This window comes from Jiella mangrovi (assembly GCF_017815135.1).
Classification (GTDB): Bacteria; Pseudomonadota; Alphaproteobacteria; order Rhizobiales; family Rhizobiaceae; genus Jiella; species Jiella mangrovi.
Genome location: NZ_JAGJCF010000016.1, coordinates 26071 through 41630, shown reverse-complemented (window position 1 = coordinate 41630; position 15560 = coordinate 26071). Strand labels below are relative to the sequence as shown.

13 protein-coding genes are annotated in these 15560 nt (G+C 65.0%); 5 read left to right on the top strand and 8 right to left on the bottom strand.

The annotated features are described in order from the left end of the window. Positions 1-146: 146 nt before the first annotated feature. The 4 genes from J6595_RS17670 to J6595_RS17655 are packed head-to-tail and all read right to left on the bottom strand — an operon-like array spanning position 147 to position 4503. A complete protein-coding gene (locus tag J6595_RS17670; protein WP_209596188.1) occupies positions 147-1190 on the bottom strand; it encodes a TRAP transporter substrate-binding protein in 1044 nt (347 codons plus the stop codon). 33 nt (positions 1191-1223) lie between these two features. Next, a complete protein-coding gene (locus J6595_RS17665) occupies positions 1224-2513 on the bottom strand; it encodes a TRAP transporter large permease (protein WP_209596186.1) in 1290 nt (429 codons plus the stop codon). 1 nt (position 2514) lies between these two features. Continuing rightward, positions 2515-3093, bottom strand: coding sequence for a TRAP transporter small permease subunit (locus tag J6595_RS17660; protein ID WP_209596184.1), 579 nt, complete (start codon positions 3091-3093; stop codon positions 2515-2517). A 3-nt stretch (positions 3094-3096) separates the two neighbouring features. Next, complete coding sequence (locus J6595_RS17655; RefSeq protein ID WP_209596182.1) at positions 3097-4503, bottom strand: MmgE/PrpD family protein; 1407 nt, start codon at positions 4501-4503, stop codon at positions 3097-3099. A gap of 467 nt (positions 4504-4970) precedes the next feature. Between J6595_RS17655 and J6595_RS17650 the strand changes: the two genes are divergently transcribed. From J6595_RS17650 to J6595_RS17635, 4 genes are all read left to right on the top strand, one after another. Next, positions 4971-6380 (top strand): FAD-dependent oxidoreductase, encoded by a 1410-nt coding sequence (locus J6595_RS17650; RefSeq protein ID WP_209596180.1) that lies wholly within the window; start codon positions 4971-4973, stop codon positions 6378-6380. A gap of 149 nt (positions 6381-6529) precedes the next feature. Beyond that, on the top strand, positions 6530-7534 hold the full coding sequence (locus J6595_RS17645; RefSeq protein WP_209596178.1) for a TRAP transporter substrate-binding protein: 1005 nt from the start codon (positions 6530-6532) through the stop codon (positions 7532-7534). A gap of 4 nt (positions 7535-7538) precedes the next feature. Continuing rightward, positions 7539-8039 (top strand): TRAP transporter small permease, encoded by a 501-nt coding sequence (locus J6595_RS17640; RefSeq protein WP_209596175.1) that lies wholly within the window; start codon positions 7539-7541, stop codon positions 8037-8039. Continuing rightward, positions 8036-9316: a TRAP transporter large permease gene (locus tag J6595_RS17635; RefSeq protein WP_209596173.1), complete on the top strand. Its 1281-nt coding sequence runs from the start codon at positions 8036-8038 to the stop codon at positions 9314-9316. The genes J6595_RS17640 and J6595_RS17635 overlap by 4 nt, the downstream gene beginning before the upstream one ends. A gap of 42 nt (positions 9317-9358) precedes the next feature. On the opposite strand, the gene J6595_RS17630 is transcribed toward J6595_RS17635, so the two are convergent. The 3 genes from J6595_RS17630 to J6595_RS17620 are packed head-to-tail and all read right to left on the bottom strand — an operon-like array spanning position 9359 to position 13124. Then, entirely contained in the window at positions 9359-10351 is a 993-nt protein-coding gene (locus tag J6595_RS17630) for an ABC transporter permease (RefSeq protein WP_209596171.1), read from the bottom strand. Beyond that, entirely contained in the window at positions 10348-11997 is a 1650-nt protein-coding gene (locus tag J6595_RS17625; protein WP_209596169.1) for a sugar ABC transporter ATP-binding protein, read from the bottom strand. Before J6595_RS17625 ends, J6595_RS17630 begins: the two co-directional genes overlap by 4 nt. After that, complete coding sequence (locus J6595_RS17620) at positions 11994-13124, bottom strand: sugar ABC transporter substrate-binding protein (protein ID WP_209596167.1); 1131 nt, start codon at positions 13122-13124, stop codon at positions 11994-11996. The genes J6595_RS17625 and J6595_RS17620 overlap by 4 nt, the downstream gene beginning before the upstream one ends. A 273-nt stretch (positions 13125-13397) precedes the next feature. Between J6595_RS17620 and J6595_RS17615 the strand changes: the two genes are divergently transcribed. Next, positions 13398-14453: a LacI family DNA-binding transcriptional regulator gene (locus J6595_RS17615; RefSeq protein ID WP_209596165.1), complete on the top strand. Its 1056-nt coding sequence runs from the start codon at positions 13398-13400 to the stop codon at positions 14451-14453. 45 nt (positions 14454-14498) lie between these two features. Here the strand turns inward: J6595_RS17615 and J6595_RS17610 are convergent, their stop codons facing one another. Beyond that, positions 14499-15485, bottom strand: a complete 987-nt coding sequence (locus J6595_RS17610) for a LysR family transcriptional regulator (protein ID WP_209596163.1) — start codon at positions 15483-15485, stop codon at positions 14499-14501. Between the last annotated feature and the right edge of the window lie 75 nt (positions 15486-15560).

Genomic DNA, 15560 nt, shown 5'->3' with positions numbered 1-15560 from the left:
GGCTCCCGCTCGGCGTCGCGCAGCGGACCGATCGCGGACACCACGCTTGGTGTAGGCCCCCATCTGTGGAAGGGCGCCAGAACGGAAAAGGCGGGAATTGCCCCAGGCAATCCCCGCCTTTTTCATGCAGCCCTGTCTGACGACGGTCAGTCGGCCTTCGCGCTCATGCCGGCTGCCTCGGCGAGGCCGTTGTCCCAGGCGTTCTTGCAGGTCTCGCCGCAACGCTTCAGCCAGCCGGGAAGGACACCCTCCAGAAAGGCCTGGCGGCGCAGCTTCAGATCCGCGTCGCTCGCCTCGACCAGTGTCTGGCCGGCCGGCTCGCCGATCGAGCAGGGGCCGTCGGTGTTGCAGGCGATGCCTTCGCGATCCTCGCGGCGGTTCTGTTCCCACATCTTGGCGGAGAGTTCGTCGAGTTCCTTGGTCAGGAAGCTCTGCACGGCGGGATCGAGCTTGTCCCACCAGGCGCCGTTGGCGACCGTCGCGCCGGCGCCGAAATTGACCGGCAGATCGTAAATGTAGTTCGAGCCTTCGTACCAGCGGGAGGTGTAGCCGCCGACGGTCGAGGTTATCGCGCAATCGATCACACCCTGCTGCAGGGCCTGCTGCACTTCGCCGAAGGGCATGTCGATCGGAGAGCCGCCGAGATAGGCGACGAAATCCGACTGCGAGGCGCCCGAGGTGCGCACCCGCTTGCCTTTCAGATCGGTGAGGCCCTTGAACTCCTTGGCGCAGTAGAGGACCTGGCTCTGATAGGACTGCAGCGTCAGGAGATGCAGGCCGAGCTTCTCCTTGTAATAGTCCGAGAGGATCGGGAAGAAGGCCTTGGAGACCTTCTCGAATTCGTCGTAGTTCGCCGACATGCCGGCGAGATCGTTGCCGTCGTTGATCGGGTCCTGGCCGGAATGATGGCCGAGCTGGCCTGTCGCGATATTCATCACGCCCTTGCCGAGAAGGCCGAACATTTCGGACCCCTTGAGGCCGAGTTCGTTCATCGGCCGGAACCTCGCGGTGATCGCGCCGTCCGAATCCTTTTCGACCTGCTCGGTCCAGAACGGCGTTTCGAGCTGGCGGCTCTGGGTCGTCGTGCCGAGATTGCCGACGACGTTGATTTCCGTCTTCGGCAGATCCTGGGCGAGAGCCGTGGAGGCCAGGAGGGGAATTGCCGTCAGGGTTCCGATCAAAGTCTTCATCAGGAGGTCCTTCGTAGGGGCTTGGGATGGTGGCTAGAAGCGGACGATCGACGGCAGCCATGTCGCGATTTGCGGCAGGGCGATCAAAAGGAAGATCATCGCCAGCATGGCGACGACGAATGGCAGCGCGCCGAGGGCGACGTCCCGAAACGGGCCGTCCCGGCGCACGGACTGGACGACGAAGAGGTTCATTCCGATCGGCGGGGTGATCAGCGCCGCCTCGATCAGGATCATGAAGACGACCCCGAACCAGATCGGATCGTAGCCGATGCCGACGATGATCGGCACGACGATGGGCGTCGTCGCGATCATCAGCGACAGCGTCTCCATGAAGCAGCCGAGAACGAGATAGGTGGCGACGATCCCGAGCATGACGAGGAGGGGGGGAGCATCGAGGCTCTCGACGAGCCCGCGGATCTGCTCGGCAAGGCCGATCGAGACCATGACGAAGTTCAGGAGCTCCGCCGCAAGGACGATCAGCATGACCATGCATGTGGTGCGCATCGTCCGCTCGAAGGCGCGCATCAGCATGGCGACCGACAGCTTGCGGCGAAGCGCCGTCAGCGCCAGCGCCGCCATCAGTCCGAGCGCGGCTGCCTCGGTCGGCGTCGCGATGCCGAGATAGATCGAGCCGACCATCAGGACGAAGAGGAGGAGGGGCGGGAGCAGCCCCGGCAGGGCGGAAAACCGCTCCGCCCATGAGGGATGCAAGCGGCGTCCGCCACCGATCGCGGGTTTGGCGATGCAGGCGCCGAGAATGACCGCGGAAAAGATCAATGCAAGGATGATCCCCGGGATCAGCCCCGCAAGATACAGGCGCCCGATCGAGACGTCGGCGAGAACGCCGTAGATGATCATGTTGATCGATGGCGGGATGAGGATGCCGAGCGTGCCGCCGGCGGCGATCGATCCGAGAAACAGAGGCGGCGAATAGCCGCCGGCCTTCATCTGCGGGATGGCGACCGTGCCGATCGTCGCGGCGGTCGCGACGGACGAGCCCGACGTTGCGGAGAACAGCGCGCTCGAACCGATCACGGTGTGAAGCAGGCCGCCCGGCACGACGCTCACCCAGCGGTCGATCGCGGCGAACATGCCGGCGGCGATGCCGGAGCTGAGCAGGAGTTCGCCTGTCAGGATGAACAGCGGCACGGCGACCAGCGAGAAGTTCGTCGCGCCGCCCCAGATCATGTCGCCGACCGCCGGCAGCACCGGAAAGAACGAGAACAGCTGATCGAGAACGACGGTCACCGCGACGAGAACGGCGGCGACCGGAATGCCGATGGCGATCAGGCCGAAGAGCAGGACGAGGAGGGTGGTCAGCATGTCAGCCCTCCCGGACGAGCGCGTCGTCGACGGCTTCCGACACCTCGTCGCTGGCGTCGAAGCGGCCGACGCGATCGGCCTGTGCGCCATCGCCCCTGAAAAGCAGCGTCGCATGGCGCAGAGCGAGCAGGCTCGCGGTCACGGCGAAGACGAACAGACCCAGTGCCCAGAATGCCTGGGGGATCGCGAGGGGAACGGCGATGACCGAATTCGACCGTGTCCCGTGCTCGGCGTTCTCGACCACGAGGCCGAAAGTAGACACGAACAGGAAGATGCTGAGCGCCGCCAGCGAAGCGAAGGCGAGAAAGTCCATCGCCCGGCGAAGCGGGGCGGGAAATCGCGCATAAAGAACGTCGACGCGGATATGGGCGCCGCAAAGCGCCGTATAGGACATGCCGAAACTGATTGCGACCGCGAAGAGATAGACGCTGAGTTCGAGCGAATTCAGGATCGATATGCCGAGCACGTTGCGCGTCAGAACGTCGATCGAGACGATCACTGCGATGACGAGGATCATGAGACCGCCGAGGCGGGCGAATGCGCGCGAGAGGGCGCCGACGGCGCGTTCCAGCCTGCCCAAGAGCTAAGACCTTCGCCCGGCGTCTTTGCGAACGAGCAGGGAGGTGATGGTCGCCACGTCCTCGACCTCCTCAATGGCGTCGACGGTTGCGATCAGCTCTTCGCCCGCTTCGTCGTCCATGCCGTCCGCCCGGCGCCAGCAACGCCAGAACTTGTCGAGATTCTCCTCGCGGCTGAGGGGATTGTCGGGATTGCCGTAGACCGCCTCGACGACGACGTGGTGGGTCTTTCCCGATTTCAGCGTGACGCTGACCGTCACCGGGGCCATGGCGCTGTGGCTCGGATTGTCGTTCTGGCGCACCGTCACCAGCGATGCCAGTGCATGGGTGCGCGGGTTCTTCAGCATCTCGTCGCCGATGAAATGCTCGACATCGACGGTCCCGTGGACGAGGTAGGTGGCGGCGACGAAGGGCAGGCACAGCTTGGCGTAGTTCGGGGCCGGGTCTGGGATATCGGGGCGTCCGACGAGGCGGTTGACGAGCTGCGGCACCTCGCAGTCGATCGCGGCAATGTCGTCCACGGCAAAGTCATGGGTCCACAAGAGCCGTCCGAGCCCGTCGATGACGCCGTGGGTCAGCCGGCCGGAGGGGAACGGCTTGTGCGACATGCATTCGATCTCGAAATGCGCCGCAAGCTGCGCTAGGCCATGTTCGACGTCGAATTCGTCGTTCTCGAACAGGCGGAAATAGCCGTATTGGCCGGTCAGGACGTCGCTGGGGCCGAGAATGCCCTCTCTGGCAAAATCGCAGGCGCCGATCGCGGCCCTCGAATTGAAGCCGACCTGCATTCCGAGAAGCGGCGAGCCCTCGACATGCGGCTGCAATGTCCCGCTGCTCTGGCCGTATTGATTGCCGAGCGCGTGGATGATCGTCTTTGCATCGAAGCCTTCGAGCTTGCCGATCGCCGCCGCCGCGCCGAACCCGCCGGCGGCGGCCGGCCGGAAGAAGCGGATCGGGCCGTTGGACGCCTTGCCGAGGAAGATCGAGACGTCGACGCCCATGACGATGGCGGTCAAAAAGTCCCGCCCGTCGACCGGGCGTCCGGCGGCCGACCGCCTCTCGCAATAGGCCATGACGGCGGAAAGGATGGTCGCGAAGGGATGCAGGACCGCATCCTCGTTGACGCAATCGAATTCCAGGCTGTGGATCTGATAGGCGTTGACGAAGGCCGCGGCCGGCGCCGGCAGACGTTCGCCGCTGACCCAGACGCTAGCCTCGTCACCATGGCCCCAGGATTGCGCGACCGCGATGATGTTCTTCAGGCGAAAGCCGTAGCAGCCCGCCACGCCGACGCCGTAGGTGTCGAGCAGGAACGTCTTGGCTTTTTCGACGGCATTGGGGGGAAGATCGTCATAGCGCTGATCGGCCACTCTTTTCGCCAGAAAAGGCAGCGGATTGGAGGCGTCCTTCACGGTATTTCCCTCATGAATGGATGGAGCATGACGTGGATGGAGGCCTGACGGCCTTCAGAAATACATGCGACCCGAAGAACGCGGCCGCCGCTGAGCGATCGGTCTTTTCGGGCGTCGAAAGCCATGGCAGGCGACGGCCCGCATGCCTTTCCCGAACGACCCTCACCGTCCCGCCGACATGATGACGGCCTGTCGTTTGATTCCGGCTTGAATTCCTATTCAAAGCTGGGCTCCGCCTCCTGTCAATGCCCAAGTCGGGTTTGTGGACAATTGCTGGCTTCATCGCTGGATTGCCGGACAATCCGCTGGACAACCCGGCCATTTCATTTGCTATCTTGACAGGCGGCGCATCACTCAAGAACTATGAAAGCGTATTCAAAAATGATCGTCGTCGTGCTCCCTGAGCCTTCGTGATCATGCGCGGCAGGTCGGCGGTCGCCAAAAGGACGCTGGACGGGGGAATGGGCATGGGTGTCTCGCGAGCCACGGATCAGGCATTCGACTTTCACATGCCGGTCGTCGTCGTCGGCGCCGGGGCGGCCGGCCTGACCGCGGCACTCGCGGCGAGAGACGCCGGCGCCGAGGTGCTCCTGCTGGAGCGCGATCCCCATCCGCGCGGCAGCACGAGCATGTCCCAGGGCTATGCCTGCGCCGCCGGGACGAAGATCCAGCGCGAACAGGGCATCGAGGACGGCAGCGAGACATTCTTCGCCGACATCATGGCCCGCACGAAGGGCACCGCCGATCCGGTCGTCGCCCGCACCGTCGCCGACAATGCCGGCGAGACGATCGACTGGCTGGTGGAGCGCCATGCGATCCCGTTTCGTCTCAACATCTCATGGGCCGGCTTTTTCGGCCATTCGGTCAATCGCATGCACGGCGTTCCGTCGCGGACCGGCGAGGAACTGCACGGATCTTTGATCCGCGCCGCCGAGGAGGCGGGCGTCACGCTGGTGACAGGCGCGCATGTCGACGAGGTCTATGCCGATGCGGACGGAACGGTCAGGGGTGTTCGCATCCAGCGCCGCGATGGCGGCGTCGAGAAGGTCGGCTGCGACGCGCTGGTTTTGACGACCTGCGGCTTCGGCGCCAATCACGAGATGGTCCGCAAGTTCATTCCCTCTTTCGGAACGGCGCCCTACTACCGCTATTTCGGCCATGAGGGGAACGACGGCGAGGGCATCCAGTGGGGCGTCGAACTGGGCGGTGCCCTCGGCTGCATGGACGCCTATCAAGGCTACGGCGCTCTCGCCGAACCCTACGGGATCATCGTGAATTACGACATGGTGATGCAAGGGGCGATCACCGTGAACACCCTCGGCGAAAGGTTTTCGAACGAGAACGCCGACATATCCGCGCAGGCCCTGAACATCCTGCGGCAGCCCGACGGGATCGGCTGGATCATTTTCGACGACGAGCGTCGTGCGCTGGTCGAGGATCTGCCCGAATACAGGGAACTGGCGTCGCTCGGCGCCGTGCGCACCGCCGAAACCTCCGACGCGCTCGCCGCCCTCATCAAGGTGCCCGCCGACGCGCTGCGCCGGACGCTCGACGACGTCGAGCGCCTGACGAAGGGCGAAATAACCTGCCCCTTCGGCCGCGACTTCACCAGGCATCCGCCGCTTTCGGGCCGGCTTCACGCTTTGAAGACGACCGGCGCGCTGTTTCACACCCAGGGCGGCCTAAAGGTCGATGCCGGCGCCCGCGTCCTTCGCGAGGACGGCACTCCGCTGCCCAATCTCCTGGCCGGCGGCGGCACGGCGTGCAGCATCTCCGGCAACGGCGTCGACGGCTATCTGCCGGCCGCCGGCCTTGCAACGGCGATCACGCTCGGCCGGCTCGCCGGCGCGACGGCGGCCGGCCTCGCGGCCGCGTGAAACTCGCAAGCCTCGGGCGGCGCGCGCCCGCCCGGCTGGAAACTCATGAAGCATGGTCCCGGCCGCTCTGCGCGGCGGCCATTCGTAAAGATCGCGTCCTTGCCAACCTCGCCGCTGCCCGCGGCACGAACCAGACCAACGGAGTTGCCATGTTTCGCCTTAAGACGATGATCGGCCTGTTTGCCGGCGCGCTGATGCTGACTGCCGGAATCTCGCAGGCCAGTGCCACGGAGCTCAGAATCGCATCCGGTTTCGGCGACAACCACTCCGCGACGAGGGCGCTGCGCGAGGTGTTCGCTCGCAAGGTCGAAGAACTGACCGACGGCCGCTACACCGTCTCGGTTTTCCCCAACAGCGAACTCGGCCAGGCGACCGAAATGGTCAACCAGGCCCAGAGCGGCATCAATTTCGGCGTCTACGTCTCGTCGGCCTTCTACAATTCGCAGGTGCCGGAGCTTGGCGTCACCAATCTGCCCTTCGTCTTTCCCGACCGCGAGACCGCCTTCAAGGTCTTCGACGGTCCGTTCGGCGACAAGTTCAAGCCGCTGTTCGAAAAGAGCGGGCTTGTCGTTCTCGGCTATATGGAACTCGGCTTTCGCAATGTGACCAATTCCGTGCGCAAGATCGCCGAGCCGGCAGACCTCAAGGGCCTGAAGATCCGCCTGCAGAACAACCCCGTCCACATTGCGACCTTCCGCCAGCTCGGCGCGAACCCGGTGTCGATCGACGGCAGCGAGATGTTCGCGGCGCTCAGCCAGGGCGTCGTCGACGCGCAGGAAAACCCCTATTCGGTGATCAACGCCTTCCGTCTCTACGACGCCGGACAGAAATACATGTCCGACACCGGCCACTTCTTCGACGTCATCGTCTTTGCAGGGAGCAAGTCCATGCTCGACGCCATGAGCGCCGAAGACCGCCAGGCGATCCTCAACGCGGGCCGGCTCGCCACCGAGGCGCAACGAAAATTCGCCAAGGAAGACGAGGCGGCGGATCTGAAGTCGATCCTCTCGCACGGCGTGACCTTCACCAGGCTGACGCCCGAGGAGCGGGAGGATTTCCGCAAGGCGACCCTGCCGGTCTACGATCTGGTCCGTGAGCGGCTCGGAGCCGGGCTCGTCGACGAGTTCCTCGCAGACGTCGACGCTGCCAAGTAGCCTGATGCACAAGGTGCTGGATTTCGTCGATCGCGTCATGACGGGCGTCGTCGTCATCGCACTGGCGATCATCGTCGTGGTGGTCGCCATCGACGTGGTGGGCCGGTATGGCTTCGGCCATTCGCTGATCTTCGCCAACGAGTTGAGCCGCCTGGCCTTCCTCTGGATGTCCTTCCTGGTCATGCCCCTCGGCATCTCGCGGGGGATGCACGTCTCCATAACGAGTGTCATCGACGGCGTCCCCGCCGTTTTCAGGGGTCTTCTCGTCCGGGCGGGCTGCCTTGCCACGATCGTCCTCATGGGGGTCGTCTTTGCCGGCGCATGGATCAGCATCGAACGGCGCTCGGTCGAGATGCTGAACACGCTGCCGATTTCGGCGGCCTGGTTCTTCTATCCGCTGGCTTTCGGATCCGCCTGGTCGATCGTCCACCTCCTCGTTCTTCTGGTGGAAGGCGGAAGCCGGCAGCGGGCCGTTTCGGAAACGACAGCCGGGATGCCATCATGAGCGCAACGATTGCCGCTGTCTTCTTCGCGGTCTGCCTGATCGGAGTGCCGCTCGCCTTCGCCTTCGGCCTTGCCGGCATGACCGGTCTGTGGATGAGCGGTCTGCCGATCGAACTTCTGGCCTCGAAGATGATGTTCGCGATCAACTCGTTTCCGCTGCTCGCGATCCCCTTCTTCATGCTCGCCGGCGAACTGATGGTGCGCGGCGGCGTCGTGCGCGTGGCGATCGATTTCGCCAACACCGTGGTCGGCCGGGTCGATGGCGGTCTCGGCCATGTGACCATCGCTTCAGGGCTCGGGCTGGCATCGGTTTCGGGCGCTGCGGTCGCCGATGCGGCGGCGCTCGGCTCCGCACTGATCAAGCCGCTCGGCGAGAGCTATGGCCGCCCATTCGGTGCCGCGCTGATCGCGGCCACCGGCAATCTCGGCCCGATCCTGCCGCCGTCGACCGCGATGATCGTCTATGCGACGATCGCCGGCCCGAGCCTGTCCCTGCCGGCCCTGTTCATCGGCGGCGTCCTGCCCGCATGTCTGATTGCCGGGCTGATGTCCGTCTATGTCTATTTCGCCGCGCGGCGCCGGGGTTTCCCGGTTTCGGGCACGCCATTTTCCATCAGGGCGGTCATTCGCAGCGGCTTGCGCTCGCTCCCGGTGATCGCGCTTCCCGTCGTCGTCATCGGCGGCATCATGGGCGGCGCCTTCACGGCCACAGAGGGCGGGGCGATCGCCGTCGTCATGGCGGCGCTTCTCGGCTTTCTCTACACGCGGGAACTGAAGCTCTCCGACGTCGTGCCGGCACTGCGCGACGCGGCGATGACGACCGGCGTCGTCACGGTGATCATCGCCTTTGCCTCCACAGTCACCTTCATTTTCTCGATCGATCACCTGCCGATGGATCTGCGTGCGCTCTTGCAGGGCCTGACCGGCGATCCGACGGTCTTCCTGCTTCTGATCTTCGTCATGCTCGTCATCGTTGGCATGTTCATGGAATCGACCGCCGCCTATGTCATGCTGGTGCCGATCTTCGCGCCGATGGCGCTCACCTACGGTGTCGATCCGCTGCAATTCGCGCTGGTCTTCATCCTGACGCTGATCGTCGGCATGCTGACGCCGCCCGTCGGGGTGCTCTTGTTCCTGATGGCCGGGATCACTGGTCTGAAGGTCGGCGACATCATCCGCGAGGTCTGGCCCTATATCGCGATCGAGATCGCAGTGACGCTCGCCGTCGTGTTCCTGCCGAGCGTGTTTCTCTTCCTGCCGAGACTGGCCGGATACTGAACGGCCGGGAGACTGATGGCCTTGCCGGCGCTCGCGCGGTCGTCAGCCGATGTCGCTCGCCTCGCGGCCGCGGGTCAGCTGCGAGATCGTCACCGCGAGGATCAGGGCGCCGCCATTGAAGACGTTGGTCACCCAGAGCGGAATGCCGAGCATGGTGAGGCCCGTGATCCCCGTTGCGAGGAAATAGACCGCGACGATGGCGCCCCACGGGTTGAAACGCCCCGGCAGGATGGTCGTCGCGCCGAGGAAGGCGGCTGCAAAGGCCGGCAAGAGATAGTTCAGGCCGGAATAGGGATCGGCCGAACCGAGGACGCCGGCATAAAGGACGCCGGCCGCGGCAGAGATGACGCCCGAAGCGACGAGGGCGCCGACCCGCACCCGATCGACCGCGATGCCGTTCAGCCGCGCGACTTCGCGCCCGCGCCCGACGAACAGGAGCCGCCGGCCGAGCGGGGTGAAGTCGAAGACGTAGGACATCGCGATCGCCGCGACGAGCGCATAGTAGAAGGCGTAGGGCACGCCGAACAGCCGGCCGCCGACGACGGCCATGATCAGCGCATTGTCGATGCCGCCGATGGTCGAGGAATTCGTCATCCACTGGACGATGCCGGTCATCAGCGAGGTGGTGCCCAGCGTGACGACCAGCGAGGGAATGCGCACATAGACGATGAAGAACGCATTGACGAGGCCGACAACGAGCCCGGCGAGCAGCGCCAAAAGGACGACGAGGAGGATCGGCAGCCCCGCCCAGACGTTGAGGACACCGATGACGCAGGAGGACAGCGTCAGCGTCGCCCCGACGGAAAGATCATAATCGCCGGCCGTCAAAGGCACGATGATCGCGAGCGCCAGAAGCGCGGCCGGCGCATAGGACGCGAACATGATCGAGAAGTTGCCCCAGTTCAGAAACGAGCGGGGCATGATCGCGCCGAACACCGCGATGATGATCAGCCAGACGAGGACGAGCGCGACCCGCTCGAACAGCCGGTGGTAATTGACGGCGGGCTTTTTTCGGGTGGCCACGGCTTCTGTCATTGCATCTCGTCCTCGGGTCGTTCGTCGGGCGGGAGAGCGCCCATGCCGTCCAGCGAGGCGTAGGTTGCCTCGGCAATGCGGTCCTTGGTGATCTCGGCGCCGACGAGTTCTTTGACGATCCGGCCGCGAGCGAAGATCAGGACGCGGTCGCAGATTTCGGCGAGCTGCTCGGCGTCGGAACTGGCGCAGATGACGGACATGCCGTCGGCGGCGGCGGCCCTCAGCGCCGCGAAGATCTGCTGGCGCGTGCCGACATCGACGCCCTGGGTCGGCTCGTCGAGGAGCAGGAGGCTCGGCTTGCGGTTCATCCAGCGCGCGATCAGCACCTTCTGGGCGTTGCCGCCGGACAGGGCCGAGAGCTTCTGAATCGGGTCGTTGGGGCGGACCTCGAAGGCTTTGCCAAGGGCCTCGGCCTCCTGCCGCATGGCGCGATGGTCGAGCAGGCCGCGCCGGAAGAAGCGGTCCACGTCCGGCAGAAACATATTGTCGAGAAGGGAGAGGGAATCGACGCCGCTTGCATTCTGGCGGTCGCCGGGCAGAAGCGCCAGTCCCCGATCGATGGCGCGCCGCGGCGTCATGGCCGGGAGCTCGAGCGGTTCAGCGCCGTCGAGAGCGAGCGTCCCGCCGGCAGCCCTGGTCGCGCCGAAGACGAGATAGGCCAGTTCCTCGTAGCCCGAGCCGATCAGGCCGGTCAGGCCGAGAATTTCGCCTTGCGCGATGGTGACGCTGCAAGGGGCGAGGCGCGGGCCCTCGACACCCTCGATGACGGCGCGGACGGGGCGCTCGACCTTCCGGGCCGTGCGGGCGGGCGCCGAGCGCGCGAGCTCGCGTCCGACGATCAGCTGGACGACCGCGTCGTGGCTGGCATCCTTCGTCACGAGGCTGCCGGCGACGTGGCCGTCGCGCAGGACGGTGACACGGTCGGTGATGGCCATGACTTCATCGATGTCGTGGGAAATGAAGACGACGCTGGAGCCTCGGTCGGAAATAGAGCGAACCAGCCCGAACAGCTTTTCGACGCCCTCGCGCGGCAGGAAGGGCGTCGGTTCGTCGAGCAGGACAAGGCCCGGACGGCCGCTGCCTTCGAGGCCGCTGCGAATATCCTCGAAGGCCCTGACGATGGCGAGAAGCGCCCGGTTGACCGGGCTCAGCCGGTCGACCCGCTCCAGGATGTCGAGGCGAAGGCCGAACGTCTCCAGTGCCTCGCGCGCCGCGCTGCGCTCCGCCTTCCAGTCGATCCACGCCCGGCCGGGCGACGTGAGGGCGGAAAGCCGCAGGTTCTCCAGCACGGTCAGCGAAGGGATGAGGCCGAGATTCTGGTGGACGAAGCTCATGCCCAGCCGGCGGAAATCACCCGGCTTCAGCGGCAGCGCCACCGGCTGGCCGTCGACCTCCATGCTGCTGCCGGGATCGGGCGCATGGAAGCCGGCAAGGATCTTCACCAGCGTCGATTTGCCGGAGCCGTTCTTGCCGAGGAGGCCGTGGACCTCGCCGGCCGCGACATCGAGCGATACGCCGCCCAGCGCGACGGCGCCGCCGAAGGTCTTCGCGACATTTCGAAGGCGCAGAACCGGGGGTAAACCTGTCCGCGAGGCGGAACCTTCGGACCGGGCCGTCAGCGCCCCTTCGCCATCACCGAAACTCACTCTGCGCCGAGGCCCCAGAGCTTTCTGAACCCGGCGACATAGGCGTCGCCATAGCCGGTGTCGAATTTCGCCGGCGAGCCGGCGTCGGCGACGTTGTTCTTGTCGAAGATGTAGAACGGCACGTTCAATGCGCTCGGCGATTTCAGGCCGCAGGCGTCGCGGAGATGGCCGTCGATCGTGGCATAGGCGATCCAGTCGAGGCTTTCGCCGATGTCCATGTCGACGACGCCTTGCGAGATGAAATCAAGCACGAAGGGCGTGCCGTTGAAGGTGGCGACCTTCACGCTGCCCGTCTTGCCGGTCAGCCTGAGGGCCGGAACCACGAATTGCGACATGGAATCGTAGATCGGGATGACGACGTTGACGTCGGGATCGGCCTGGACCGCCGACTGCACCGAGGGCTGGATCTTGGTCGCCCATTCGGTGACGCCGACATTGATCTCCTGCGCGATCTTGCAGTCCGGGCAATTGTCGGCGAGCGCGGACTTGATGCCCCTGACCAGGGGAGCCGTCGGGGGAACCTCGTTGGACACGACGAGGATGATATTGGCCTTGCCGTCGGTGTTGGCGATCGCCCAATTGCCGAGGATCTTGCCGATCTCGTTGAAGCCGATCGTCAGCGAACTGGAGACGAGCGGGCTCTGCTTGTCCGACGGGTCGTAGAAGTGCGAGGTCATCACCTTGACCCCGGCGTCCGACGCCGCCTTGACCTGCGGCGCCACCGTCGCCGGATCGATGCCCGAGATCAGGTCGATGATATCGAACTTGTCGCGGATCGCATATTCGAAGCCCTGCACCCATTGGCTCGGCTGGCCCTGGTTCTCCCACTCCACGACGTCGAGGCCGAGCTCCTTGCCGACGAGCTTCATCCGGTCGATGATCCCTTTCAGGAAGGGGTTTGCGCTCGAATTGGGAATGGAGAGCATTCGCTTGCCCTTGGCGCAGGCCTTGGCATCGAAGGGCTCGGCCGGCGCCTTGAAGACCGGCTTTTCCTGATAGACGGCGAGCGCCTGCCTGGCGCGCTCGACACCGGCTTCTGCGTCCTGGGCGAAGGCGGGCAACGTTCCCGCAGCCAGCACGGCGCCGGCGACAAAGCTCACGAGATCCAAGCGAACGCGCACCATCATGTCTCCCTCATTGCCATATCCGGCGAGGCAACCATGCAGTTGCAGTCAGCCCGCCCCTTGAATACGCATTCAACTTTGCGCGACGACGGCAGGGGTGTCAATCGCCGCAGGTCGGCCGGAAGGATTGAAATTTCATGCCGCTCACAGTATTGCCGAGAAAAACATCAGGCATGATGCAGTTTTCGGCAGATGGCGCGGCCCATGCAAAAGTTGCGAGCGCAATCAGGTGAGTGACGGACGCCGAATTCACGCATTGCGAGAGGTTCCTTGGCAATGAGCACCCGTCAGCGATCTGGCGCCACATCATCCGACGTCGCCGCGCTGGCTGGAGTGTCGCAATCGGCCGTCTCCCGCGCCTTCACGCCGGGATCGAGTCTGGCCGAGGAGAAGCGTCTTCGGATCGTCGAGGCGGCGAAGAAGCTCAACTACGTCCCCAATTCGATCGCGCGAAGCCTGACGACGCGGCGATCGAACATCGTCGCCGTTATTCTCGGCAATACGGCCAATCCCTTCTATCTCCAGGTGCTCGAGGCGTTCATCCTGCGCCTGCAGGGGCAGGGGCGCCAGGTGCTGACCTTCACGGTGCCGAATGGTGGCGACAGCGACGAGGCGATCCTTCGGGTGCTCCGCTACCAGGTCGACGGGGTCATTCTCACATCGGCGCAGCTTTCGACGCGCATGGTCAGCCTGTGCCACGATCGCGGCATTCCCGTCGTCCTGTTCAACCGCTACATCCCGGGCAGCGACGCCTCCGGCGTGCGCTGCGCCAATGCCGAGGGCGGGCGGCTCATCGCCGAAGCCTTTCTGGCGGCCGGCGCGCGCACCTTCGCGATGATCCATGGCGATCCCAAGGGTACGACGAGCCAGGACAGGGCCCGCGGCTTCGTTGATAAGCTGGCGGAGGCCGGCATCGCGCGCAGCGCCATCACCTCGCTCGAAGGCCATTCCGTCTACGACGGCGCGTTCAATGCCGTCAGCCGTCACTATCGCGACGGAAAGGCGAAGCTTCCCGATGCGATCTTCGGCATCAACGACATCATGGCGATGGGGGCGATCGACGCACTCGGGCAACGCTTTGGCCTGAAGGTCCCCGACGACGTCATGATCGGCGGCTTCGACGACATCGCCGAAGGTCGCCGTTTTCCCTACCGGCTGACGACCGTCCGCCAGCCGATCGACACGATGGTCGAAAAGGCGCTCGACATCCTGCATCTCGACGAGCCTTTGAGGCCGATCCAGCCGGGGATCGACGTGCAGGTGCCCGGACGCCTGATCTGGCGCCAGAGCATTCCAGCGCCCCGCAGCCGGACACCGGACGGTGCGGCCTGATCGGGCTGACGAAACACGCGCTTTGGACGGCGCAGACCGTCATTCTCAGTCGGACGTCTTGATGCGGGCGAAGCGCTCCAGCACCCAGGAGCGGAAGAGGGCGATGGCGGGGTCCGAAATATCGTCCGGATGGACGGCGAGATAGTAGCCGAAGCCCGATTCACAGGTGGCGTCGTAGGGCGTCACCAGATGCCCGTCGGCGAGGTCCTTGGCGAACATGTCGACATCGACCAGAATGACGCCATTGCCGCCCTTGGCCCATTCGACGGTCAGGGCCTCGCTGTCGAGTGTCAGGCCGCGTTCGGCGTCGATGTCGAGATCGAAACGCCTCGCGAAGGCCGACCAGAGGACGCCGAAGGGTTCTCCCTCTAGCCGCGTGTGCAAGAGCTCGTTCGAGCGGAGAAAGGTCTCGAGATCCATGCCCTTGCAGCGCTCGGCGATTTCCGGCGTCGCGGCCGGGGTCTGGCTGATCAGCCAGAGCGGATCGCGCACCGCGTCGTCGTATTTCGGCCGATCGAAGACGATGGCGATGTCCGAGGCGCTGGCCCTCGGCAGGCCGACGCCGTTCCAGGAGAAGAGGTCGATCGAGATATTGGGAAAAGCGAGGCGAAATTCGCGAAGCAGCGCCATGCCCATGACGTGGAGAAATGTCGGCGGCATGTGAACGCGCAGCATCCGCCCGCTCGTGCCGGCCTTGCGGCGCAGCCCCTGCATCGTGGTCTCGATGCCGTCGAAGGACTTCGTCACCACCGGCAGCAGGGCAGCGCCGGCCGGCGTCAGCGCGAGCCCCTGTGGCCGCCGCTCCAAAAGCTTGCAGCCGATGAGGTCCTCAAGCCGGCTGACATGGCGCGAGAGCGCGCTCTGGGAAATATGCAGCGAGGTCGCCGCCCCCGTGAAGCTCAGGCACCGGGCCACCGCTTCGAAGGCGCGAAGCGCGTTCAGCGGCAGCCAGAGCCGCGCGCCGTCCGCTCCCGCCGCGACTGCAACTTTCGGCTGGTCTCGCGGGTCATCGACCGGCTCTGGTGCACGCACCGGCATGTCTTGCCTCAATTCGATAGGGCGATGCAAAAACGATATTTGCCCGCCGACGTCGTCGCTGACAGGCTC